24 protein-coding genes are annotated in these 23,287 nt (G+C 31.2%); 18 read left to right on the top strand and 6 right to left on the bottom strand.

Annotation, left to right across the window (positions count from 1 at the left end; genetic code table 11):
- Positions 1 to 19 precede the first annotated feature (19 nt).
- The 6 genes from ACNMOQ_RS11395 to ACNMOQ_RS11370 all read left to right on the top strand — a co-directional run bounded on the left by ACNMOQ_RS11395 (position 20) and on the right by ACNMOQ_RS11370 (position 5,195).
- Positions 20 to 805, top strand: coding sequence for an alpha/beta fold hydrolase (locus ACNMOQ_RS11395; protein ID WP_017000971.1), 786 nt, complete (start codon positions 20 to 22; stop codon positions 803 to 805).
- Between the two features lie 237 nt (positions 806 to 1,042).
- A complete protein-coding gene (locus ACNMOQ_RS11390) occupies positions 1,043 to 2,389 on the top strand; it encodes a hemolysin family protein (protein WP_017000969.1) in 1,347 nt (448 codons plus the stop codon).
- A 3-nt stretch (positions 2,390 to 2,392) separates the two neighbouring features.
- The gene (locus ACNMOQ_RS11385) at positions 2,393 to 2,707 is read left to right on the top strand and encodes a DUF3817 domain-containing protein (RefSeq protein WP_017000968.1); all 315 of its coding nucleotides are present in this window, start codon (positions 2,393 to 2,395) and stop codon (positions 2,705 to 2,707) included.
- A gap of 121 nt (positions 2,708 to 2,828) precedes the next feature.
- Positions 2,829 to 3,551, top strand: a complete 723-nt coding sequence (locus ACNMOQ_RS11380; RefSeq protein WP_064204683.1) for a pseudouridine synthase — start codon at positions 2,829 to 2,831, stop codon at positions 3,549 to 3,551.
- A 13-nt stretch (positions 3,552 to 3,564) separates the two neighbouring features.
- The gene (locus ACNMOQ_RS11375; RefSeq protein WP_103268639.1) at positions 3,565 to 4,389 is read left to right on the top strand and encodes an aldo/keto reductase; all 825 of its coding nucleotides are present in this window, start codon (positions 3,565 to 3,567) and stop codon (positions 4,387 to 4,389) included.
- A gap of 83 nt (positions 4,390 to 4,472) precedes the next feature.
- The gene (locus ACNMOQ_RS11370) at positions 4,473 to 5,195 is read left to right on the top strand and encodes a YwiC-like family protein (protein WP_064210855.1); all 723 of its coding nucleotides are present in this window, start codon (positions 4,473 to 4,475) and stop codon (positions 5,193 to 5,195) included.
- 95 nt (positions 5,196 to 5,290) lie between these two features.
- On the opposite strand, the gene ACNMOQ_RS11365 is transcribed toward ACNMOQ_RS11370, so the two are convergent.
- Together ACNMOQ_RS11365 and ACNMOQ_RS11360 are read right to left on the bottom strand one after the other, a co-directional pair.
- Positions 5,291 to 5,539: a GlsB/YeaQ/YmgE family stress response membrane protein gene (locus ACNMOQ_RS11365; protein ID WP_026023751.1), complete on the bottom strand. Its 249-nt coding sequence runs from the start codon at positions 5,537 to 5,539 to the stop codon at positions 5,291 to 5,293.
- A 51-nt stretch (positions 5,540 to 5,590) separates the two neighbouring features.
- Complete coding sequence (locus ACNMOQ_RS11360) at positions 5,591 to 6,232, bottom strand: hypothetical protein (protein WP_064204686.1); 642 nt, start codon at positions 6,230 to 6,232, stop codon at positions 5,591 to 5,593.
- Positions 6,233 to 6,416: 184 nt separating this feature from the next.
- Between ACNMOQ_RS11360 and ACNMOQ_RS11355 the strand changes: the two genes are divergently transcribed.
- Positions 6,417 to 6,773, top strand: a complete 357-nt coding sequence (locus tag ACNMOQ_RS11355) for a PadR family transcriptional regulator (protein ID WP_064204687.1) — start codon at positions 6,417 to 6,419, stop codon at positions 6,771 to 6,773.
- Positions 6,745 to 7,440: a DUF1129 family protein gene (locus ACNMOQ_RS11350; protein WP_416349849.1), complete on the top strand. Its 696-nt coding sequence runs from the start codon at positions 6,745 to 6,747 to the stop codon at positions 7,438 to 7,440. The genes ACNMOQ_RS11355 and ACNMOQ_RS11350 overlap by 29 nt, the downstream gene beginning before the upstream one ends.
- Before the next feature lie 49 nt (positions 7,441 to 7,489).
- On the opposite strand, the gene queE is transcribed toward ACNMOQ_RS11350, so the two are convergent.
- From queE to queC, 3 genes are read right to left on the bottom strand one after another with little or no spacing between them, the layout of a single operon-like run.
- Positions 7,490 to 8,200 (bottom strand): 7-carboxy-7-deazaguanine synthase QueE, encoded by a 711-nt coding sequence (gene queE, locus ACNMOQ_RS11345; protein ID WP_278824593.1) that lies wholly within the window; start codon positions 8,198 to 8,200, stop codon positions 7,490 to 7,492.
- Positions 8,193 to 8,624: a 6-carboxytetrahydropterin synthase QueD gene (gene queD, locus ACNMOQ_RS11340; RefSeq protein ID WP_017000384.1), complete on the bottom strand. Its 432-nt coding sequence runs from the start codon at positions 8,622 to 8,624 to the stop codon at positions 8,193 to 8,195. The genes queE and queD overlap by 8 nt, the downstream gene beginning before the upstream one ends.
- A complete protein-coding gene (queC, locus tag ACNMOQ_RS11335) occupies positions 8,624 to 9,292 on the bottom strand; it encodes a 7-cyano-7-deazaguanine synthase QueC (RefSeq protein ID WP_064204690.1) in 669 nt (222 codons plus the stop codon). Before queC ends, queD begins: the two co-directional genes overlap by 1 nt.
- A 203-nt stretch (positions 9,293 to 9,495) precedes the next feature.
- Between queC and ACNMOQ_RS11330 the strand changes: the two genes are divergently transcribed.
- The 6 genes from ACNMOQ_RS11330 (at position 9,496) to ltaS (ending at position 15,979) form a co-directional block, all read left to right on the top strand.
- On the top strand, positions 9,496 to 10,101 hold the full coding sequence (locus ACNMOQ_RS11330) for an anthranilate synthase component II (protein ID WP_070045684.1): 606 nt from the start codon (positions 9,496 to 9,498) through the stop codon (positions 10,099 to 10,101).
- A complete protein-coding gene (locus ACNMOQ_RS11325; protein ID WP_416349848.1) occupies positions 10,079 to 11,827 on the top strand; it encodes a bifunctional chorismate-binding protein/class IV aminotransferase in 1,749 nt (582 codons plus the stop codon). Before ACNMOQ_RS11330 ends, ACNMOQ_RS11325 begins: the two co-directional genes overlap by 23 nt.
- 112 nt (positions 11,828 to 11,939) lie before the next feature.
- Positions 11,940 to 12,101 carry a hypothetical protein gene (locus tag ACNMOQ_RS11320; protein WP_416349847.1) on the top strand — a complete coding sequence of 54 codons (162 nt, stop codon included), beginning with the start codon at positions 11,940 to 11,942 and terminating at the stop codon, positions 12,099 to 12,101.
- A 39-nt stretch (positions 12,102 to 12,140) separates the two neighbouring features.
- Positions 12,141 to 12,842 carry a carboxyltransferase domain-containing protein gene (locus ACNMOQ_RS11315; RefSeq protein WP_017000379.1) on the top strand — a complete coding sequence of 234 codons (702 nt, stop codon included), beginning with the start codon at positions 12,141 to 12,143 and terminating at the stop codon, positions 12,840 to 12,842.
- Positions 12,833 to 13,849: a 5-oxoprolinase subunit C family protein gene (locus ACNMOQ_RS11310; RefSeq protein ID WP_064210861.1), complete on the top strand. Its 1,017-nt coding sequence runs from the start codon at positions 12,833 to 12,835 to the stop codon at positions 13,847 to 13,849. Before ACNMOQ_RS11315 ends, ACNMOQ_RS11310 begins: the two co-directional genes overlap by 10 nt.
- 189 nt (positions 13,850 to 14,038) lie before the next feature.
- Positions 14,039 to 15,979 carry a polyglycerol-phosphate lipoteichoic acid synthase LtaS gene (gene ltaS, locus ACNMOQ_RS11305; protein WP_017000377.1) on the top strand — a complete coding sequence of 647 codons (1,941 nt, stop codon included), beginning with the start codon at positions 14,039 to 14,041 and terminating at the stop codon, positions 15,977 to 15,979.
- Positions 15,980 to 16,087: 108 nt separating this feature from the next.
- On the opposite strand, the gene ACNMOQ_RS11300 is transcribed toward ltaS, so the two are convergent.
- Positions 16,088 to 16,903, bottom strand: a complete 816-nt coding sequence (locus tag ACNMOQ_RS11300) for a ZIP family metal transporter (RefSeq protein WP_194201033.1) — start codon at positions 16,901 to 16,903, stop codon at positions 16,088 to 16,090.
- Positions 16,904 to 16,988: 85 nt separating this feature from the next.
- Here ACNMOQ_RS11300 and ACNMOQ_RS11295 point away from each other — a divergent pair, with 85 nt between their 5' ends.
- The 4 genes from ACNMOQ_RS11295 to ACNMOQ_RS11280 all read left to right on the top strand — a co-directional run bounded on the left by ACNMOQ_RS11295 (position 16,989) and on the right by ACNMOQ_RS11280 (position 23,225).
- Positions 16,989 to 18,860 (top strand): ABC-F family ATP-binding cassette domain-containing protein, encoded by a 1,872-nt coding sequence (locus tag ACNMOQ_RS11295; RefSeq protein ID WP_103268629.1) that lies wholly within the window; start codon positions 16,989 to 16,991, stop codon positions 18,858 to 18,860.
- Positions 18,861 to 18,881: 21 nt separating this feature from the next.
- Positions 18,882 to 20,660, top strand: coding sequence for a DNA helicase RecQ (gene recQ, locus ACNMOQ_RS11290; RefSeq protein ID WP_017000374.1), 1,779 nt, complete (start codon positions 18,882 to 18,884; stop codon positions 20,658 to 20,660).
- A 91-nt stretch (positions 20,661 to 20,751) separates the two neighbouring features.
- Positions 20,752 to 21,711 carry an ABC transporter ATP-binding protein gene (locus tag ACNMOQ_RS11285; RefSeq protein WP_017000373.1) on the top strand — a complete coding sequence of 320 codons (960 nt, stop codon included), beginning with the start codon at positions 20,752 to 20,754 and terminating at the stop codon, positions 21,709 to 21,711.
- On the top strand, positions 21,711 to 23,225 hold the full coding sequence (locus ACNMOQ_RS11280; RefSeq protein WP_064204696.1) for an ABC transporter permease/substrate-binding protein: 1,515 nt from the start codon (positions 21,711 to 21,713) through the stop codon (positions 23,223 to 23,225). Before ACNMOQ_RS11285 ends, ACNMOQ_RS11280 begins: the two co-directional genes overlap by 1 nt.
- The last annotated feature ends 62 nt before the right edge of the window (positions 23,226 to 23,287 follow it).

Here is a 23,287-nt window from a genome sequence, read left to right as displayed (position 1 = left end):
AAGAGGAAAGATGTAAAACATGTTATATTATAAGACGATTATAAAATCTGAAGAAGCAGAATGGGTTACCTTGTTACACGGGGCTGGAGGTAGCTCTTCTATTTGGTTTAAACAAATGAGATATTATAGAAAGCACTTTAATGTTTTACTTGTTGATTTAAGAGGTCACGGCAAATCTGCAAATAAAGAATGGAAGAAAAATGATTCATTCGAACATTTAGCTAAAGAAGTCATAGACGTACTCGATCACTTAAAAATTAAAAAGACGCATATTATTGGGATGAGTTTAGGCACAATTGTTGGGCAAACAATGGCAGATTCGTATCCTGAAAGAATTACAACGTTAGTTTTAGGTGGCGCAATTATTAATGTTAATTTAAGAACTAAATTCTTATTAGCTATTGGTAGGACTATTATGAACTTTGTGCCTTATATGTTACTTTATAAATTATTTGCTTATATCATTATGCCTAGAAAAGAACATGAAGAATCTCGATTGAGGTTTATAAACGAAGCTAAAAAAGTTTCACAAAAACAATTTATAAAATGGGTTAAGCTAACCAAATTAGTGAATCCATACTTAGCTCATTTGCAAGTGGCTACAAAGAATATCCCGACTTTATTTATTATGGGAGATGAAGATTATTTGTTTATGCCACCTGTAGAACGGTTAGTAAAAGACTATGAGAACTTTTATTTAGAAGTTATCGAACAAGCAGGGCATGTATGCAATATAGATAAGCCAGAAGAATTTAATAAAATTAGTTCACAGTTTATAATGAAACACAACGAACTATCTTTTTAATGGAAAATGTATGCGTAAAATAATATATGCATACATTTCTTCTTATTCATTTTAATTAGTAGTAAAATGTGTTAGACTTAACTCAATATGCTATAGTCGGGAGAGGTGACGCAAAATGGGGAGGATTTAGTTTTACACTTAAATTCAAGCATGTTTTCTTTAAAAATAGAACTAAAAAGGTGGCCCAAGCGTCACCGCAAAATATTTGGAGGTGAATCCCTAGAAATAGGGAACTAATTGGAAATTTCGACCATAATAAACTTTATTGTATTCTTTATATTAATTGCATTTACAATGGTATTCGTAGGTTCTGAATTCGCGCTTGTTAAAATACGTATGACGAGAATAGAACAACTTATATCTGAAGGAAGTAAGTCTGCTAAAATTGTATATAAAATGGTAAAAGAATTGGATTACTATTTATCTGCTTGTCAGCTTGGTATTACTGTGACTTCACTAGGATTAGGTTGGATTGGTGAACCAACATTTGAAGTTCTTATACATCCTGCATTAGACTTCTTTAATTTACCAGATGCACTTACTACTACATTTTCTATCGTTATCAGTTTTCTAATTGTTACATTTATTCACGTAGTAGTTGGTGAACTTGCACCTAAGACTGTTGCTATTCAACAAGCGGAAAAACTATCATTATTTTTTGCTAGACCGCTTTATTATTTCGGTATCGTTATGAAACCATTAATTTGGTCTATGAACGGAACAGCTAGAATACTTGTACGTACTATTGGTATTCAACCTACAAATGAAGAACAAGCAATGTCTGAAGAAGAATTAAAGCTTATCATGACTCAAAGCTATCAAAGTGGTGAAATTAACCATACAGAATTAGCTTATATGCAAAATATTTTCTCATTCGACGAAAGATTAGCAAAAGATATCATGGTACCTAGAACACAAATGGTTACATTAACTGAACCATTTAATATTGAAGAACTGCTCGAAATTATTAATGAACATCATTATACACGTTATCCAATTTCTGAAGACGGCGATAAAGACCACATAAAAGGCTTTATCAATGTAAAAGAATTTTTAACAGAGTATGCTTCAGGCAACAAAATTAAAATTAATGCCTACATTCATAATTTACCACTGATTCATGAAGTTACAAGAATCAGTGATGCATTAGTGAAAATGCAAAAAGATCATGTTCATATGGCATTAGTTATAGATGAATATGGTGGTACTGCTGGTATTATTACAATGGAAGATATACTAGAAGAGATTGTCGGAGAAATTAGAGATGAATTCGATGACGATGAAATAAATGATATTATCAAAACTGGTGAAGATACTTACCAAATAAATGGGCGTGTCACACTTTCTGAATTAGAAGACAAGTTTGGAATTGATTTTGAAGATTCAGATGATATAGATACAATTGGTGGTTGGCTACAAGCTCACAATCCTGAAATAGAGAAAGATGACTATGTCGATACAGAATATGACAAATGGGTTGTCATAGATGTAGAAAATCATCAAATTAGAACTGTAGCACTCCATAAAGAATTTATAAAAGAAAGAAAAAATCTCTTTGACGAAGATGAAGAAGACGAGGATTAAGACGTGAATAAAACAACTTTAACATCACTTTTTAGATTTACAGGCTATTTAGAAGGCGGTTCGTTGTTATTATTAATATTAATAGCGATGCCAATTAAATATATGTTAGATATTCCAACTGTAGTCTCTGTTATAGGTATGTTACATGGCGTTTTATTTTCTTTATATCTCATTATGATTTTAATAATGACGACCATAGTGCGCATTCATATAAAATGGCCAATAGTAGCTTTAATTTCAGCATTTATTCCTTTTGGTACTTTTATATTTGATCGCTTCTTTATTAACAGTAAGACTTACGATAATATAATAAAATAATTTTTAAAAGAGTCTGGGACATAATTAACTGTTCCAGACTCTTTTTTGTATTCTATTTTCTTTAATCTTTTTCTTCGTGTAGAATAATAATATAAGATGGATTAAGAGAGGAACCATAGGTATGAGAATTAATAAATTTTTAAGTGAAGCTGGTGTCTGTTCACGTCGTGGAGCAGATAAATGGATAGATGATAAACGTGTAAAGATAAATGATGAGTTAGCAACTTTAGGCTCACAAGTGGAAGATTCTGATGTCGTAAAAGTTGATAATAAAGTTATAACGATTGATAAAGGTTATGTATATATTGCTTTGAATAAACCGAGAGGCATTACTTCAACTACAGAAAAGCATATTAAAGGCAATGTAGTAGATTATGTGAACCACCCAGAAAGAATATTTCATATCGGTAGATTAGATAAAGATTCAGAAGGCTTATTGTTACTTACCAGTGATGGCGATATTGTAAATGAAATATTGCGTAGTGAAAACCATCATGAAAAAGAATATGTCGTGACAGTTGATAAACCTATCACGAAAGAATTTATTAAAAATATGTCTAATGGTGTTGTTATATTAAATCAAAAGACATTGCCGGCGAAATTAGAACAACTCAATGATAAAACTTTTAAAATTATTTTAACGCAAGGTTTAAATCGTCAAATTAGAAGAATGTGTGAAACATTAGGCTATAATGTTAAGAAGTTAAAACGTATACGTATAATGAACATTAAGTTAGATGGTATCAAATATGGAGAGTGGCGAGATTTAACAGCTGAGGAATTTAATACACTTACTCAAACACTTTCATATGAGCCGAAAAGAGAGCGTATGAAATCTAAATAAAGGGGATTTTAAAATGGTCAAGTTAAATAACAATGTAGAGATTCCAGAATTAGGATTAGGCATTTACAAAATAGAAGATCAAGATGTTGAAAGGGTAGTTCAAACGGCAGTAGATGCAGGATACCGTGCAATAGATACAGCTTGGTTCTATAAGAATGAAAAAGCGTTAGGAAAAGCATTGAAAAATTTAAATGTACCACGTGAAGAATTATTTATTACAACAAAGCTGTGGAATGATTTTCAAGGATATGATAGAACAATAAAAGCATTTGAACAATCAATGGAAAGTTTAGATTTAACATATTTAGATATGTATTTAATTCATTGGCCATGTCCAGAAGATGAATTATTTATAGAAACTTATAAAGCATTAGAACAACTATATAAAGATGGCAAAATTAAAGCTATTGGTGTATGTAATTTTAAAGAACATCATTTAGATGCTTTATTAGCAGAAACAGAAATAGTGCCAGCTGTTAATCAAATTGAGTTTCACCCTTTATTCAATCAAGATGCATTGCAAGCTTATTGCGAAAGTAAAGGTATAAAAGTTATGGCTTGGAGTCCACTTATGAGAGGCGGAGAATGGTTAAACAATGAAACGCTGAAAAGTATTGCCCAACAGTACGATAAAACCGTTGCTCAAGTTATTATTAAATGGCATTTACAACAAGGTAGACTTGTTATACCAAAATCCCAAAATAATAATAGAATAAAAGAGAATTTTGATGTCTTTGATTTTGAATTAAATGCTCAAGACATTCAAAAAATAGACGATTTGAATATTAATGAAAGACAATTTAGAGATCCAGACGAAGTTAAAATAGGCGATATGTAATAAATTAACCTTCACAAATTTGTTTGAAATAAGATGTATTTTATATATCTCTTTTAGTAGAATGAGTATGTGGAGGTGTTTTTATGTTTAAATTTAAAAAACCTAATCAACACGGTGTGTGGTCAATGATTGTACTTCCAATTGCTTTTGGTATTGCTGTTGGAGGATTCTCGTTTTTACATTTACTACTATATTTAGGTGTTTTAGCAGTTTATTTTATGAGTGATCAAGTATTTTTCTATTTAAAAAAGAGGAAAAAGCAGAAAGGGTATTTGTATACAGCGGGCATTTTCTTTATTGTTGTACTTATTTCGTTTATTCCTATCGTGATTTTACGACCTGAAACTTTTTACATATTTTTACTTATGATACCATTGTCACTAGTTAATGCTTATTTTGCTAAAAAGAAAAACGAAAGAGCATTTACAAATGATTTAATAGCTGTAATAATATTTTGTCTATTTGGTATAATTAGTACGTTGTTAAATCAATCATTATTAGATGTAAACAAATGGTTTACTGTCTTTATTATTAGTTTTCTATATTTCTTTGGTACCATTTTATATGTTAAGACGATGATTAGAGAGAAAAAATCTCAAAAGTATAAATGGAGCTCATGGCTTTATCATGCGTTTATTGTATTAATTGGATTATTAATACATCCAATTATCATGGTTATGTATATACCAAGTTTAGTAAGAGCTATTGTTCTTTACGGACGCAAAATTAAAATTATGCAAGTGGGGATGATTGAAATAGCTAATTCAGTGTTTGTACTAATCATGGGATCTATATATTTACATTAAGATATATTGTGAGCATAACATAAAAAATCACTGTGCCATTAGACAAATCTAATAGCACAGTGGTTTTTTATTTTTTCTTTATTTCAGAATTTCAATTATTTTCTAACCGCTTTTAAGATAAATGATAATACTAAGATTAATAAGATAGAGCCAATAAGAGCTGGAATAATTGCTACGCCGCCCCATACTGGGCCTATTTCTCCTAAAATTTTACCACCGATAGCTGAACCAATTAGACCAGCTATGATGTTACCAATGATACCACCTGGGATATCTTTACCTAAAATTGCTCCGGCTAGCCAACCGATTAAACCGCCTACGATTAACATAACTATAAAACTCAACATAGTATGTGCCTCCTTATATGTTTCTTGCTTACTTTCTATATTTACCCATTAATTTTCAGCTGAAACATAGTTCGTTGTTTTGAATAGTTTTTGCCATAAAATAAAGAAAATATAAATAAGAAATACAGGAATGAGTAAAAACCAATGAGGCGTTAGAACTATCATACATATATATGAAACGATTGTAACGATTTCACCTACTAATCTTGGATGAATAAAGTATTTATATATACCTTTTTGGTAAGTCTTCGCAAGACGTCTTCCATTTAATTCAGTTGGTTCGGTGAATAACGAAAGATAAGCAATTATTTGACCGAAGATAAATAAACTCACGCCAAAGTAAGGTAGTGATTGATAAATTGATTCGTCACTGTCTAAAAATACAATATTTAAAGACATACTAAAAATAATAATTATTATATAAAGAACGAAAAATTGATTTTGAATATAATTTGGTACGTATCTAATCTGAATCCATGTATGTAAAAATGCCCATATAAGTAACATAGCTGTTACAGCAATCGTGATGAAATTGATTTCTTTAATGATTATAAAAGATACTAATCCATTCAAAGCAATTGTTATAGAAATAGCATAATGATCGATGTGCTGTTTCTTATTCATTACTACAAAGTTATATGACATTAAGACGATACAGAGAATGATATTAATCATAACTAGGATTGCCATGTCTGTCTCCTGCCTTAAAATAGTCTCATCTTCGAATTATATCAATTTCTATTCATTTAATCACGAAATATAGTATGACAATTAAAATTCAATTACGATTTGACAAAAATATGAAAATTATAATAAGATAAATTTACGCTACTTTGTAATACAAAATAGATATAAAAGATTAGAGGTTATAAACATGTCAATTCGAACACAAATGAGAAAAGGTCTATTAGACGCATGTATATTATCAATCATCCAATCACAACCTGTGTATGGTTATGAATTATCTAAGAAATTGAATGATTTTCAATTCGCAGAAGTCTCTGAAGGAACGATTTATCCCATTCTTTTAAGGTTATTAAATAAGGAATTTATTTATAGTGAAGTTAAACCGAGCGAGCAAGGACCAAAGAGAAAATATTATTTCATTACAGAAAAAGGTAAAGAAGAACTAGAAATTGTTACAGGAGAATGGAATAAAATTAAAGGGCCAATCGATGAACTATTAACGAGGAGTGTAGATTATGACGCAAACAACAAAACAACTGATTGATTTGAACAATAAAAAGCGTGAACAATTAAATGAAGAAGATTTAGAAGTGTATGAAGATTTTTTATTATATGTGCGAACAGATTTAAGAGTAAGTGAACATGAGACAGAAGTAATATTAAATGATGTATTAGATCACTTACTAGAAGCGACATCTAACGGTAGATCAGCTATTGAATTCTTTGGTCATGACGTGAAAGGTCATGCAGATGAAATTTTAGAGGAATTACCTAATGAATCTAACAAAGCGATTATGAATATGGTTGTGATGGGAATGGTTTATTTCTATAGTATATACTTCATAACCTCAGGAATAGCGGGTATTTTTGCAGATTATAAAACATCACTATTATCGCTAATATCAATGTTAATAATAGTACCTATTGCGGGATTCTTTATCGTAAAAGCTTTATTTCGTATTATTCAAAAATATATTTTTGATAAATCTAAGTATAAAATGTTAAAAGAAAGCTTATATGGTGGAATTATAGTAGGGATAATACCAGCTATTATAATTATAGGACCAAACATAGCATTTGGAGATATGACTAAAGTATACATACCTTGGTGGTTATATATTATAGTGGGTATCGCAATTTTTGGGATTTATAAACTGGTTGGATCTAATAAAAAAGAGGGAGTGGGACAGAAATCTCATTTTAATAAATAGATTTCGTAGTCCCACCCCGGCAAGGATGACTAGGGTTGGAGACTTCTGGCTATACGCCTTTTTTATTGCTCCATAGTAATGTATGCAATTGTGGCAATACATATATATCGTTTAGTGTATCGTTCATGACTTTATCTATAAGTTCTTCGTATTTACTTAGTAATTTCTCTGTGTGATTTGAAACACTATCATCTAAATAAGGGTTTCCAACTTGTAAATAAAACGGAATGTCTGGGTATCGAGCGTGAATATCTTTAGCAAATTTATAATCTTCATCATCGAATATGACAACTTTTAAAGATAAACTCTCTTTAGTACATTTTGAAATCACGTCATCTAAAATAGGTAGACTTGGTTTCATACCAGAGCTTGGTGGTTTAGGACTGATTGTTAAGTCGTCTATATCCACCATCCATTCTTGAAATTTAGAACCTTGTGTTTCTAGAGCAGTTTGAATATTTCTTTCTTTAAATGCTTCAACAAGAGGGCCGATATTTTTAATTAAAGCTGGATTACCACCAGAAATAGTGACATGTTGATATTGGTTAGGAGCAAGTTGATCTAGTTCTGAAAGGATTTGTTCAGGTTCTAGTAATCGAATATCATCTTTAGCAGAACCATCCCAAGTAAAGCTTGAATCACACCAACTACATCTATAATCACAACCACTTGTTCTAACAAACATGGTTTTTCTTCCAATAACCGAGCCTTCTCCTTGTATAGTCGGACCAAATATTTCAAGTACAGGAATTTTAGGCATTATTTTCACCCTGTTTCACAGGACGATAAACGACATAACTTGTTGGTGTCTCTCTAACAAAGACTTGTACACATTTAGGTTTATTATCACGATTATCTAATGATTCTTGTACAATATTATATATTGTTTGAGCAACTTGCTCTGTTGAAGGGCTGTTGTCTTTAAACTCTTCGAAATCATTTAATAAACGATGGTCATATCTCTTGTGTATAAGTGATTTTAATTCACTGAAATTCACTAAAAATCCCATTTTGTCCAATTCATCGCCAGCGATTGTTAAATTAATGAAATATGTATGCCCATGAACATTATGGCATTTTCCAGCTTCTTCATAAGGGATGTAATGAGCACTAGAAAAATTAAAATCTTTATTCAGTTCAAAAGCATATGGATGCTGAACGCTAGGGTATATTTGTTGTAACATTATAGACTTCCTTTCGATTCAAGATACTGTGATAAACCTTGATTTCTTAATATGCATGCAGGACATTCACCACATCCGTCAGCAATAACACCGTTATAACAAGTTAAAGTACGTTCACGAACATAATCAAGTGCGCCTAATTCATCACTCAATGCCCATGTTTCTTGCTTGTTAAGCCACATAAGAGGTGTATGTATAACAAAGTCTTTATCCATTGATAAATTAAGAGATAAGTTCATAGATTTAATAAAACTATCTCTACAATCTGGATAACCGCTAAAGTCTGTTTCACAAACGCCAGTGATGATATGTTTAGCACCGATTTGGTAAGCAAGTGCACCAGCAAATGATAAGAATAATAAATTTCTAGCTGGTACGAAAGTGTTTGGTATACCATCTTCATTATTTTCGATTTCCATATTGTGATCTGTTAAAGCGTTTGGAGATAATTGTGAAAGTAGTGACATGTCCAGAATATGATGTTTCAAACCTTGTTCTTTAGCAATATTTTCTGCTACTTCTATTTCTAAATCATGTCTTTGTCCGTATTGAAAAGTAACGAGTTCTACTTCTTTAAAATTTTCTTTCGCATAAAACATACATGTCGTACTGTCTTGGCCACCGCTAAAAACGACAAGTGCTTTATCATTTTTTAATGTTTCTGACATAATCTTTCTCCTTTAAAAAGGCATAAAAAAAGCCTGCCTTTTATAAAAAAGGTAGACGAAGTGTCTAGTTTTTTATAGAGGGTATGAGCTAGGAACCTCTTAGTTTATTGAATATACAAATGATAATACAATCAAATTGTAAAAGCAAGTTTATGATATGGTATGATAGGTCTGAAAATAATAAACAAAGTGAAGGTATTTTTATGATTATTATGATAGACAACCATGATTCTTTTACATACAACATTAACGAATATTTAAAAATTATTACTATTAATGAAGAAATTAGAATTTATAAAAATGAAGATATCAATATAGATATGCTTAATAGTTTAAACCCTAAAGCTGTTATTGTTTCACCAGGTCCGGGACACCCTAACGATTATCCAAAGCTGATGGAAAATTTGTATCAAATACATAAACAAATACCTATTTTAGGTGTTTGCTTAGGGTTTCAGTTATTAATAGCTACGTTTAATGGAAAAATAGTAAACGGTCAAAAGCCTATTCATGGTCATATTGCTGCTATTAAACATGATGGTAAAGGAATATACCAAAACTTACCGTCTTCATTTAATGTAACGAGGTATCATTCATTAATAGCAGATGATACTTGTATTCCAGATGAATTTATTATTTCAGCATGGACGGTTGAGGGGAATATTCCGATGGCAATAAGACACAAAAGCTTACCAATTGAAGCGGTTCAATATCATCCTGAATCTATTTTGAGCGAATTTGGCAAAGAGCAAATTGCAAATTTTCTTACGAAGGTAGGTGTTGAAGTTGAAAGCACATATACAATTTAAATATATCAATGATAAAGATAATATAGAAAAATTAAATTTAAAGTTTGAAAAAACTATTTATTATATGGTTGCTAATACTATCGAAGAGGTCGAAAAATTAATAAATAAAGCAGAGTATTATCAGAGTAGTGGTTATTATGTAGTCTTAAGTTTACCTTATGAAAGTGCGCCAGCTTTCGATAAAGCATTGCAAGTATATAATGATCAAGAAAACTACGGATCGTTACAAGTTTATAAAAGTCCTGTTAATCAATTTGAAAATGAGTCTGCTTATGAAACATCTTTAAAAAATATAAATTGGCACCTAGTTGATAGTGAAGAAACGATACAATCTAATATACATTTCATACATAATGAAATTATTAAAGGAAACACTTATCAAGTGAACTATACGACGCGTTTAATAGGAAACCGTATAAAAAAACCTTATCATTATTTTAAATTATTAACTTATGAATCAAATGGTGATTATCAAGCATATATCGAGAACGATAATGAAAGCATTATTTCGGTATCACCCGAGCTATTCTTCCAAACTGGTCCATATCGTAATAAAAATAATTGCATTGTTACGAAACCAATGAAAGGTACAATTGCTAGAGGACAAAATAACGAAGAAGATAAAATTAATTTCGATGTTCTTAATCAATCTAATAAAGATAAAGCTGAGAATGTTATGATTGTGGATTTATTAAGAAATGATTTAAGTAAAATTTCTAAAACAGGTACAGTAAAAACAACCGATTTATTTATGATTGAGAAATATAAGACCGTATATCAAATGACGAGTACGATTTATAGCGAAATTTCCTCTAATCAAAGTTTATATCATATATTACAAGCTTTATTCCCGTGTGGATCTATAACTGGCGCTCCTAAAGAATCAACTATGAAAATTATTCATGAAATTGAAACATTACCGAGAGGTGTTTATTGTGGAACAATCGGTTTAATGTTACCTGATGGCAGAAATATTTTTAATGTTCCAATTCGTACAATACAAAACAAGAAAGATAAATCCATCTACGGTGTTGGGGCGGGTATAACAATTGATTCAAATCCTCACGCAGAAATAAAAGAATTTAAAATGAAAACAAAAATACTAGATAATCCAAATGTTCATTTAATAGAAACTATACGTATTGAAAATGGAAAAGTAAGCAGGCGTAAAGAACATACTCGAAGAATTGAAAAAAGCGCTGCTGAATTGAATATCCCTTTTAACCGTAATCAATGGGATGATGTACTGGATACCGCTTTAGAAAATCACTCAAATGGTACATATAAGTTAAGGATTGAATTGGACCGCTTAGGAGATTTTCAAGTGGAAATAAATGAATTGAGTAATACTAATAAACCATTTACAGCACAATTAATGCTTGCTAAAGAAGTTCCGACGTTATATACAATCAATAAGACTACTGCGCGAAAACATTTTGAACACTCACATGAAACGAATGTTGTATTATATTATAACGAAGAGAATCAAATAACCGAGTTTGATATTGGAAATGTCGTTATTTTTGAAGATGGTGATTATTTCACACCACCATTTAGTAATCAAATTTTAAATGGATGTATGAGACAATCTTTACTAAGAGATGAGATAATAAAAGAACGAATTATAAATAAGGATATGTTATTAGATGGTATTAAAAATCGTAAAATTAAACTGTTTATGATTAATAGTTTGAGAGAATGGATAGAGATAGATTTAAAATTTTGATGGCAATCTATGATGACAAATAGTAAAATAGATACCATCTTATAAGGACGGGTGAAAATAAATGTTCTTAGCATTATTATATTTAATAATTATCATTTTAGTTGTTTTTTACATGAAGAATATTGTGTTAACACATTTGAGAAGAAACAATAATAAGAAGAGTTTTGCTTTTCTATATATAGGATTTGCGATATCAATATTATTTGTAGGTTTATTTGTTAATCAAATTACGTCTGTTTTTATAGACTTAACAGATGTGTTTTATCGCAAGTAATGGTACATGATATAGCGAAACAGAATGAGGTGTCTTTATATGCGCATATATCCTAAAGGTGATTCTGCTCTAACTGTTATGAGTGATAGAGAACCTTCTAGACAATTAACGCACGAAATAAATGAATTTAGAATGGACATACTAAACAAAAATATGCCATTTATCGATGAGGTTATACCAAGTGAAAATAGTTTAATGGTTGTTTATCACCCATATAATATGATGATGAATCATGATATTTCTCAACCTTTCAATTATATGCATGAATTAATAGAAGGTATAATTAAGAAAAAGAAAGAAGACTTAAAGGATAGAGAAGTTCGTAAGACTGCTGTTGAAATCGATGTGGTTGTAGGCGGGATATATGGGCCTGATTTTGACGGTCTAACTGATTTGTCAGATGAAGAACAAATACAAGTTTTAGAATCAAGAACATACTTTGTTTCTATGATTGGCCACACACCAGGCTGTCCATACTTATCGGGGTTAAGCCACAGATTGCATTCTAAAAATTCGGGTTATAAACAATTTATTCCTAAAGGATCTTTATGTATTGAAAGAGATAAGCTTTTTATTACGACTACAGATACAAATGGTAGTTGGCCAGTTATAGGTTGGACAGAAGTTGAAATGTTTGATAGAGAAGAAAGTAAATGTAAATTAAACTTTGGTGACGATGTTGTTTTAAATGTTGTAGATAGAGAAACAATTGAGAGTGGAGGGTATAAACCATGTCACTAATTATGAGAGAACCTGGTCTATACACTTCAATTCAAGATTTAGGTAGACAAAAATTCCAACATATTGGTATCGTGAAAAATGGTTCCATTGATCAACTTAATCATAGATTAGCAAATATGTTAGTAGGTAATGATGAAGATGAAGCATTGTTAGAAATGACTTTTAAAATGCCGAGTATACAATTCACAGAACCAACATTAATTGCAATTACCGGTGCACATTTTCCTGCATATCGTGATGACAAGAAAATATTACCGTATAAAATTCATTTAATGAATAAAGGAGAAGTACTCAGTTTTGAGGATGCTCATAAAGGTACTAGGGTATATCTTGCAATAGCAGGGGGAATAGTGGCTGATGAATGGTTAGGTTCAAAATCTACTAGTATTAGATTAGGAATGGGTGGACATAAAGGACGTTTATTGCAACAAGGCGATGAAATAGAGCTTTTTAGAAATTATTCACCATTACAAAAGAAACTATTCGCCAATTTAGAAGAAACTAAAACGGCAGATTGGGGTATAGACCAATATACACTTGCTTTAAATTATTTCACGGACATCTTCCATATTATTTCAGGAGAAGGTATGTCACATTTCAAACAAGATGAAATAAAAAATCTAGAAAATAGAGTGTATAAGGTATCCAATCGTTTTAATAGAACAGGGTTAACGTTAGAGGGAGAATCAATCGTTAATAGAGAAATTAACGATCAATCATTCTTAAGCGTTAAAAAAGGTACAGTTTTATTAAATGAAGAAAATCAACTCGTTATTATGTTGAATGATCATCAATCCTTATCAAGCTATCCTCAACTAGGGACTATTGCCTCATATCACATAGATAAACTTGCACAGAAAAAACAAGGTTCCAAAATAATCTTTAAGACATTAAGTATTGAAGAAGCTGAAAAAAATATGAAAAAACATGCACAATTTGTAAAACAAATAAAGACAGGCATAAAATATAAATTACAAGAAGAAATGCAAAAACAAATCGAAACATAAAATGTGACGGTTATATGTACTTTTACACATTTTTTGTGGTAGATATAGGTTTTTAGTTGAATTTTTTTGTAAAGTAGTATAAATTATAATACTGAACATCTATTAATATTACAAGAATATTACAACGGTCAATAATTTGTAATGAATTTATAAAGGAAATTGATGTGAGTTGAGATACGGAGGAAAGGTATGAAATCAAAAAATAGGAAGATAGGCGTCTTTACGTTCTTCTTGCTAACCGTTTTAGCGATTGCGTTGAAGACTTATTTTGCCTATTATGTGGACTTGTCACTTGGGGTAAAGGGACTAGTACAAAATTTAATACTATTAATGAACCCATATAGCTTAGTTGCATTAATATTAAGTGTGTTTTTATTCTTTAAAGGGCGTAAATCTTATTGGTTTATTTTCATAGGAGGATTTATACTAACATTCCTGTTATATGCGAATGTTGTGTACTTTAGATTCTTCTCTGACTTTTTAACATTTAGTACATTGAACCAAGTAAGTAACGTTGAATCTATGTCTGGTGCTGTATATAGCTCATTCTCATGGTATGACTTTATTTACTTCACTGATACGATTATATTCTTATTTGTTCTTGTATTTAAGAGCAAGTGGCTTAATACAAAAGCATTTCCTAAGAAGTTCGTTCCAGTAGTAATGGGCGTTGCGGTAGCATTAGCATTTTTAAATTTGGCTTTTGCTGAAGCTGATAGACCAGAATTACTTACTAGAACATTCGATCATAAATATTTAGTTAAATATTTAGGTCCATATAATTTCACAGTATATGATGGTGTTAAAACAGTTCAAAATAACTCTCAAAAAGCGTTAGCTAGTGAAGATGATCTCACTGAAGTTAAAAATTATGCTAAGCAAAAATATCAAAAACCTAGTAAAGAAACATTTGGTATAGCCAAAGATAAAAACGTCATTAAAATTCATTTAGAAAGTTTCCAATCATTCTTAATTGATTTTAAAGTTAATGGGGAAGAAGTTACACCATTCTTGAACTCACTTGCTAAAGGTGATAAAGGATATAAATATTATCCAAACTTTTTCCATCAAACTGGACAAGGTAAGACTGCCGATTCAGAGTTAACGATGGATAATAGTATTTACGGGCTTCCGCAAGGTTCAGCTTTCTCATTAAAAGGAGATAACACTTATCAATCTCTACCAGCGATTTTAAACCAGAAACAAGGTTATGAAACATCTGTGATGCACGGTGACTACAAAACATTCTGGAATAGAGATCAAGTGTATAAACATTTTGGTGTTGATAAGTTTTATGATGCAACGTATTACGACATGAAACAAGAGAATCAAGAAAACTTAGGTCTTAAAGATAAAGTGTTCTTCGACGAGTCGATTGCACATCTTAAAGAGCAGAAAGAACCATTCTACTCTCATTTAATTACGTTAACTAACCATTATCCATTTACATTAAGTAAAGAAGATGCAACGATTGAAAAACCAAACACAGGTAGTGCGACGCTTGATGGTTACGTTCAAACAGCGCGTTATTTAGATGAGTCGTTAGAAGAATTTGTGAATCAACTTAAAAAAGAAGGTCTTTATGATGACTCTGTTATCATGATTTACGGTGACCATTATGGTATCTCTGAGAACCATAACAAAGCCATGGCAAACCTATTAGGTGAAGATGAGATTACACCTGCTAAATTTATGGACTTAAATAGAACACCGTTCTTTATGAAAGTTCCTGGATTAGAAGGTGGAGTTGATGAAACTTATGGTGGTCAAGTAGACGTTATGCCTACATTACTAGATGTATTAGGCATTGACGCTAGTAACTACATTATGTTTGGTACAGACTTATTATCAAAAGGTCACGATGAAACAGTAGCATTTAGAAATGGTGACTTCATTACACCTGAGTATAAATCAATAGGTAGCGCAGTTTATGATAATAAGACTAACAAACCGATGAAGACTAAACCGCAAGACTTACAAGAAAATAAAAATAAAGTAGAAAAAGAACTTGAATTGTCAGATCAGTTATTACATGGTGACTTATTCAGATTCTATGACAATCCAGACTTCAAGAAAATAAAACCATCAAGCTATGAATATAAATCTGGCAATGGCTATCAAGAAGAATAAGAAAAATAGTTTGAGACATAAGTCTTAATTTAAAATAAATAAGCATATCACTTAACTAATATATTAGTTAAAAAGTGATATGCTTATTTTTATTGTTCAATTCGCTGTTTATCCTAATGCAACATCTAATATCATCATAATCGTAAATCCACCCATTAATCCTAATGTTGCTAAATCTGTATTATTTCCTGATTGTGATTCTGGTATTAATTCTTCAACGACAACAAATATCATCGCACCTGCTGCAAAAGCTAATGCATACGGTAATATAGGCGTGGCAAGAACTACTAATAATGCGCCTAACATTGCAAATACTGGTTCAACTAGCGCTGAAGCTTGTCCATAGTTAAATGCTTTCCACCTTGAAAGACCAGAGGCACGTATAGGCATAGATAATGCTGCGCCTTCAGGTATGTTTTGTATACCAATACCAATCGCTAAACCAAGTGCACCTAATAAAGTAGCGCCTTCATTACCTGTAGCAACACCTCCAAAAGCTACACCTATTGCCATACCTTCAGGAATATTGTGTAGAGTGATGGCTAAGAATAATAATGTATTCTTTCCAAGTTTAGTGTCTGGTCCTTCAACTCTTTGGCTTTTATCAGGTGCATTTTGGTGCGCATGTGGAATGACAAAGTCTAATAATCTAATGAAAAACCCACCTAGTAAGAAACCAATTGCAGCTGGTAACCAAGGCATGGCTGAATCTGAACTTTGATCTATAGAAGGTTGTAATAAAGACCAAAAACTAGCAGCTATCATCACACCTGCTGCAAACCCTTGCATTGTATTTATAACTTTTGTATCTATGTTCTTAAATAAATAAACAAATGACGATCCAAAAGCTGTAAGTAGCCAAGTGATAATACCTGCTAATAATGCTTGTAAATATGGTGGAAGCGTTATAAAAAACTCTTGCATTGTTTGTGCTCCTTCGTATCTTTTATTGTAAAAAGAGTGTATAATATATTAATTGAAAACTGAGAAAACTAAAGGATGTTAAAACATGGAAGCATATAAAATTGAACACCTTAATAAACAATATGGTGATAAAGTTATATTTAATGATTTGGATTTATCCATTTCTTATAAAGAACGAATAGGACTTGTTGGCATTAACGGAACTGGTAAGAGTACTTTGCTAAAGGTCATCGCGAATATAGATGATGATTATGATGCAAAGACATCTTACCCTAATCAATATCAAATTGCATATGCTAGCCAAAAACCTGAATTAAATGGAACTTTATCTGTAATAGATGAAGTACTAAATAATGAAACAGAGATGACGAAGGTTATAGCAAATTATGAAAATGCATTGAATAAATATCAACAAACTGGTGAATCTAAAGACCTTGATTTAATGATGGAATATCAATCTCATATGGATAGATTGAACGCCTGGGATTACAGTGCAGAGGTCAAAACAATTTTATCAAAATTAGGTATAAATGACTACCACAAAAAAATATCTGAATTAAGTGGTGGTCAGAAGAAACGTGTAGCATTAGCTAAAGAATTAATACGTAAACCTGATTTGCTTTTATTAGATGAACCAACAAACCATTTAGATATAGAAGGTATAGAATGGCTTGTAAATTATATTAAACAATACCCACATACCATTATGTTCGTTACGCATGATCGTCACTTCTTAAATCAAGTTGCTTCACGTATCGTTGAGTTGTCTAATGGAAAACTGACAAGTTATCCTGGTAATTATGAAGCATATATTCAAGCAAGAGCAGAAAAAGAAGAAATAGAAGCTCAACAACATACAAAGAAAAAAGCGCTATATAGACAAGAATTACATTGGATGAGACAAGGCGCTAAAGCAAGATCTACTAAACAACAAGCTAGAATACAAAGATTTAATACTCTAGAAGAAGATTTATCTAATAAGAAAACTCAAGGTGAAGCAAGTCTTAACTTAGCTCATTCTCGATTAGGGAAACAAGTATTTGAGCTAGAAGACATTACAAAATCTATAGGTGATAAAACACTATTTGAAAACTTCACTACAATCATACAAAAAGGAGACCGAATAGGTATTGTCGGTGAAAATGGAGTGGGTAAAACGACTTTGCTTAACATTATTAGTGGTTTAGATCAGTCATATCAAGGCAACTTAATTACTGGTCAAACTGTTAAAATTGCTTATTTCAAACAACAAGATGATAGTTTGAGTTCTGATGAAAGAATGATTGATTACTTAAGAGCAGAAAGTGAAGTGGCAAAAGAAAAAGATGGTACTGTAGTATCTGTTACGCAGTTACTAGAACGTTTCTTATTCCCTAGTCAAACACATGGTACTCAAATTAATAAACTTTCAGGTGGAGAGCAAAAACGTTTATATTTATTAAAATTATTAGTCCATGAACCAAATGTTCTTATACTAGATGAACCGACTAATGATTTAGATACAGAAACACTTACAATTTTAGAAGCGTATATTACAGAATTTGGCGGAACTGTAATTACAGTTAGTCACGATAGATACTTCTTAAATAAAGTGGCTAATAAATATTGGTATATACATGATAAACAAGTAGAACCATTGTTAGGCACTTTTGAAGATTATTTAGCTTATAAACGTGAATTAGATAAAAAAGCTAATCAACAACATAAAGCTGAAGTTAAACAAGAAGAGAAACCAAAAGCGAACGCAAGGTTATCATTCAAAGAGAAAAGAGAACTAGAAGAATTAGAAAATAATATAGAATATATCGAAACAAGATTAGAAGAAATAGAACAAGAAATGATAGATAACGCTACAAACTATGAGAAATTAAACGAATTGACTCAAGAAAAGACATCGATTGAAACGCAATATGAAGAGGATTATATGCGTTGGTCATCCTTATCAGACAGATTATAAGCATATAGAGGTGTAATATAGATGCAAAATATTTTAAAAGAATACTTTGGGTATCAACAATTTAGAGATGGACAGAAAGAAATTATTGATAAAGTGATTGATCATCGACCAACATTAGGTGTTATGCCGACTGGCGGAGGTAAATCAATTTGTTATCAAGTACCAGGACTTTATTTAGATGGCGTAACAATTGTTATCAGTCCTTTAATCTCCTTAATGAAAGACCAAGTTGACAGCTTAAGGTCTATGGGGATTAAAGCTGAATTTTTAAATAGTACATTAACAAATAAAGAGAAGAATAGAGTAGAAAGAGAACTTGTTTCAGGACAAGTTAAATTCCTATATATTGCACCAGAGCGCTTTAATCAACCACAATTTGTACAATTAATAAATAAATGTAATATTCAACTTATAGCATTTGATGAAGCCCATTGTATATCTAAATGGGGACATGATTTTAGGCCGAGTTATCAAGAAGTGATAACTCATGTTATGAGTTTACCACATCATTTTAGATTAGTTGCATTAACTGCTACGGCTACTCAAGAAGTACAAGAAGATATTTCACAGAAACTAGGAATAGCAGAACAAGATATTGTTGAAACTTCTATTAAACGTGAAAATTTAACATTTAAAGTAAATAGTACGTACCAAAGATTGAACTTCGTCAAAGATTATGTAAAAAGTCATATTAATCAATCAGGCATCATTTATTGTTCAACAAGAAAACAAGTAGAACAACTTAGTGAGACTTTTGACGATTTAGATATAAAAAATGTTATGTATCACGCTGGTTTGCCGAAAGAAGAAAGAGAACGTGCACAAAGAAAATTTATAGATGATGATATAAAATTAGCAGTCGCTACCAATGCTTTCGGAATGGGAATAGATAAATCTAATGTGAGATTTGTGATTCATTATAATATGCCTCAAGACATCGAGTCTTATTATCAAGAAGCAGGTAGAGCAGGACGAGATCAATTAGACAGTGAATGTATATTGCTATTCTCTGATAGAGATATTGATTTACAAAAATTCTTTATTTCTTCTAGCCAAGCGGATGATGAATATAAAGAAAAACAAGGCGAGAAGTTAAGACAAATGATTCAATACACGAAGACAACGAAATGCCTTGAAGCGATGATGATTCATTATTTCAACCCTGATGAAAAACTTGAAGAGTGCGGAAGATGTTCAAGTTGTTTAGAAGCTAAAAAATCATACGATATGACTACTGAAGCACAGAAAATTTTAAGTTGCATTGCGAGATTAAAACAACAAGAAAAACGGAATATGATTATACAAGTACTTAGAGGTGAGAAATCAACTCAGATAACATCTTTAGGATATGAAGAGCTAAGTACTTATGGGATACTAAAAGATTATACTACAAACGAATGTCACCATTTATTAGACGAGTTGAGGTTTAAAGGATATTTAAATGAATATAAAGAAGTATTGAGTGTTGACCAATCAGCGATGGAAGTTTTAAGAGGTAATGTACAAATTATGACAACACCATTTAAATCTAAACCTAAAGAGATTGTAGATATACAAACAATAACAGATGTAGACCGCTCATTATTTAATCGTCTAGTTGAAGTTAGAAAAGACTTAAGTAAAGAGTTAGAAGTATCCCCGTTATCTATCTTTTCTGACCAAATTTTAGAACAATTTGCGAAACGCCTACCTGAATCTAAAAAAGAAATGATTATGATAGATGGAATAGGTAGTTATAAATTAAAACACTATTGTCCAATATTTATTGATACAATTAAAAAATATAAACAACCAATTTAAAAAACAATGAATTTTATTGTTTATTGAGGGTAAATGATTATAAAGATAAATCTAATTTTGAACAATAAAAGGAAATGTGGGGTATATTGGGATGATTAAATTTAAAAATGTTTCAAAATTATATGGTACTAAAAAAGCGGTTGATAACGTTAGTTTCAACGTAGATAAAGGGGAATTTTTTGTATTAATCGGACCGTCGGGGTGTGGGAAAACAACGACGCTTAAAATGATTAATCGCTTGATTCATTTATCAGATGGATATATTTATTTTAATGATAAACCAATTAGTGATTATGATGTTTCTGAAATGAGATGGGATATAGGTTATGTATTACAACAAATTGCTTTATTCCCACATATGACGATTAAAGAAAATATTTCACAAGTACCTGAAATGAAAAAGTGGAAAAAACAAGATATTGCAAAACGCGTTGATGAATTATTGAATATGGTAGGGTTAGACCCAGATACATTTAGAGATCGATACCCTAGTGAATTATCAGGTGGACAACAACAAAGAATCGGTGTTATAAGAGCCTTGGCTTCAGATCCACCGGTAGTACTTATGGATGAACCATTCAGCGCTTTAGATCCAATTAGTCGTAAAAATTTACAAGATGATGTACTGAAGTTGCAATCTGAAATTAACAAGACAATTATATTTGTCACACATGATATAGAAGAAGCGATGAAAATGGGAGACCGTATTTGCCTCTTAAATGAGGGACATGTTGAACAAATTGGCACAACAGAAGATTTTATTCACCATCCTAAAAATGAATTTGTTAAATCATTTATTGGTAATATGGATGCTCATGTACTAAAACAAGTACAGTTAGGAGATATCGCGCAACCTATTTCAGAAGTTCACCCAACTTCTATAGATGTTTATCCTAAAGTAACACCAACACAAACCATTGATGATATATATGGATTGTTAGCTGAACATGAAGCAATTGTAATGGATAAAGGCGAAGAGGAACCAAGCCATATTGTAACTAGGCAGTATGTTTTTAGTTACTTAGCTGATAAGAATAGAGGTGTTTCATAATGAATGTATTATTCGAAACATTATCTAGTAGAAAAGGACAATTGCTAGAAACGTTACTGGAACATATTCAATTATCGTTTATTGCTTTACTTATTGCAGTTGTTATCGCTGTTCCATTAGGTATTTTACTTACAAAAACAGATAAAATTGCTGAAGTTGTAATTAACATTGCGGCAGTTCTCCAAACAATCCCTTCGCTAGCCTTGCTAGGGTTGATGATTCCATTGTTTGGTATTGGTCGTATTCCAGCTATAATTGCATTGGTTATTTACGCATTATTACCAATCTTAAGAAATACATATACAGGAATCAAAGAAGTAGATCCTTCCCTTATTGAAGCGGCTAGAGGTATAGGAATGAAAACAGGTAGAAGACTTTCTAAAGTCGAATTACCACTCGCTATGCCAGTAATGATGGCTGGTATTAGAACAGCTATGGTATTAATTATTGGTACTGCTACGTTAGCAGCTTTAATTGGTGCAGGAGGACTAGGGGATTTAATATTACTTGGTATTGATCGTAATAATTCATCACTCATATTATTAGGTGCGATACCAGCTGCAATTCTTGCTATATTCTTCGACGTATTCTTAAGAATGTTAGAGAAAATTTCATACAAGAAATCGATTATTATTCTAGGCGCAATTTTACTTGTTTTCTTAATAACAATTATCGCTCCTTTATTTGGACAAAAAGGTGAAAAAATTACATTAGCAGGTAAATTAGGCTCTGAACCAGAAGTTATCACAAATATGTATAAAATTTTAATTGAAGATGAAACAGATAATACGGTAAATGTGAAGGCTGGAATGGGTAAGACTTCATTCTTATTTAATGCTTTAAAATCTAATGAGGTGGACGGATATCTTGAATTCACTGGTACTGTATTAGGAGAATTAACTAAAGAAACACCTAAATCAACAACAGAAAAAGATGTATATAATCAAGCAAATGATAGTTTAGAAAAGAAATTTGATATGCAATTGTTAGAACCTATGAAATACAACAACACGTATGCTTTAGCAGTTAAAGAAGAATATGCTAAAAAACATAATTTAAAAACTATTTCTGATTTGAAAAAAGTTGAAGATGATATTAGACCAGGCTTTACGCTAGAATTTAACGACCGTGAAGATGGCTATAAAGGCATTCAAAATAAATACAACTTGAAATTCAATGATGTAAAAACAATGGAACCTAAATTACGTTATCAAGCGATTGAAAGTAATGATATTGACTTAATAGATGCATATTCAACAGATGCTGAATTAAAAGAATATGGCATGGTTGTATTAGAAGATGACAAAAAGTTATTCCCACCATATCAAGGCGCACCAATGATGAAAAAAGAAACTGTTGAAAAGCATCCTGATGTAGTGAAAGCAATGAACAAATTAAAAGGTAAAATTAGTGACGAAGAAATGCAAGAAATGAATTATCGTGTTACGGTAAAAGATGAAGATGCATATCAAGTTGCAGAAGAATATTTAAAGAAGAATAATCTAATTGACTAAAGCCATTGATTTATGAAAATGGTTAGGTCTATAATATTATTTAATTGAGGCTGAGACATAAA

The sequence above is a fragment of the Mammaliicoccus lentus genome (assembly GCF_947036595.1).
GTDB lineage: Bacteria > Bacillota > Bacilli > Staphylococcales > Staphylococcaceae > Mammaliicoccus > Mammaliicoccus lentus.
This window is presented reverse-complemented; position numbering and strand designations above follow the sequence as displayed.

What these genes read in the sequence shown, in the direction of transcription:
- ACNMOQ_RS11395 (WP_017000971.1), top strand. Translation starts at nt 20, where the DNA reads ATGTTATATTATAAGACGATTATAAAATCTGAAGAAGCAGAATGGGTT.
- ACNMOQ_RS11380 (WP_064204683.1), top strand. Translation starts at nt 2,829, where the DNA reads ATGAGAATTAATAAATTTTTAAGTGAAGCTGGTGTCTGTTCACGTCGT.
- ACNMOQ_RS11375 (WP_103268639.1), top strand. Translation starts at nt 3,565, where the DNA reads ATGGTCAAGTTAAATAACAATGTAGAGATTCCAGAATTAGGATTAGGC.
- ACNMOQ_RS11370 (WP_064210855.1), top strand. Translation starts at nt 4,473, where the DNA reads ATGTTTAAATTTAAAAAACCTAATCAACACGGTGTGTGGTCAATGATT.
- ACNMOQ_RS11360 (WP_064204686.1), bottom strand. Translation starts at nt 6,232, where the DNA reads ATGGCAATCCTAGTTATGATTAATATCATTCTCTGTATCGTCTTAATG.
- ACNMOQ_RS11355 (WP_064204687.1), top strand. Translation starts at nt 6,417, where the DNA reads ATGTCAATTCGAACACAAATGAGAAAAGGTCTATTAGACGCATGTATA.
- ACNMOQ_RS11350 (WP_416349849.1), top strand. Translation starts at nt 6,745, where the DNA reads ATGACGCAAACAACAAAACAACTGATTGATTTGAACAATAAAAAGCGT.
- queE (WP_278824593.1), bottom strand. Translation starts at nt 8,200, where the DNA reads ATGCCTAAAATTCCTGTACTTGAAATATTTGGTCCGACTATACAAGGA.
- queD (WP_017000384.1), bottom strand. Translation starts at nt 8,624, where the DNA reads ATGTTACAACAAATATACCCTAGCGTTCAGCATCCATATGCTTTTGAA.
- queC (WP_064204690.1), bottom strand. Translation starts at nt 9,292, where the DNA reads ATGTCAGAAACATTAAAAAATGATAAAGCACTTGTCGTTTTTAGCGGT.
- ACNMOQ_RS11330 (WP_070045684.1), top strand. Translation starts at nt 9,496, where the DNA reads ATGATTATTATGATAGACAACCATGATTCTTTTACATACAACATTAAC.
- ACNMOQ_RS11320 (WP_416349847.1), top strand. Translation starts at nt 11,940, where the DNA reads ATGAAGAATATTGTGTTAACACATTTGAGAAGAAACAATAATAAGAAG.
- ACNMOQ_RS11315 (WP_017000379.1), top strand. Translation starts at nt 12,141, where the DNA reads ATGCGCATATATCCTAAAGGTGATTCTGCTCTAACTGTTATGAGTGAT.
- ACNMOQ_RS11310 (WP_064210861.1), top strand. Translation starts at nt 12,833, where the DNA reads ATGTCACTAATTATGAGAGAACCTGGTCTATACACTTCAATTCAAGAT.
- ltaS (WP_017000377.1), top strand. Translation starts at nt 14,039, where the DNA reads ATGAAATCAAAAAATAGGAAGATAGGCGTCTTTACGTTCTTCTTGCTA.
- ACNMOQ_RS11300 (WP_194201033.1), bottom strand. Translation starts at nt 16,903, where the DNA reads ATGCAAGAGTTTTTTATAACGCTTCCACCATATTTACAAGCATTATTA.
- ACNMOQ_RS11295 (WP_103268629.1), top strand. Translation starts at nt 16,989, where the DNA reads ATGGAAGCATATAAAATTGAACACCTTAATAAACAATATGGTGATAAA.
- recQ (WP_017000374.1), top strand. Translation starts at nt 18,882, where the DNA reads ATGCAAAATATTTTAAAAGAATACTTTGGGTATCAACAATTTAGAGAT.
- ACNMOQ_RS11285 (WP_017000373.1), top strand. Translation starts at nt 20,752, where the DNA reads ATGATTAAATTTAAAAATGTTTCAAAATTATATGGTACTAAAAAAGCG.
- ACNMOQ_RS11280 (WP_064204696.1), top strand. Translation starts at nt 21,711, where the DNA reads ATGAATGTATTATTCGAAACATTATCTAGTAGAAAAGGACAATTGCTA.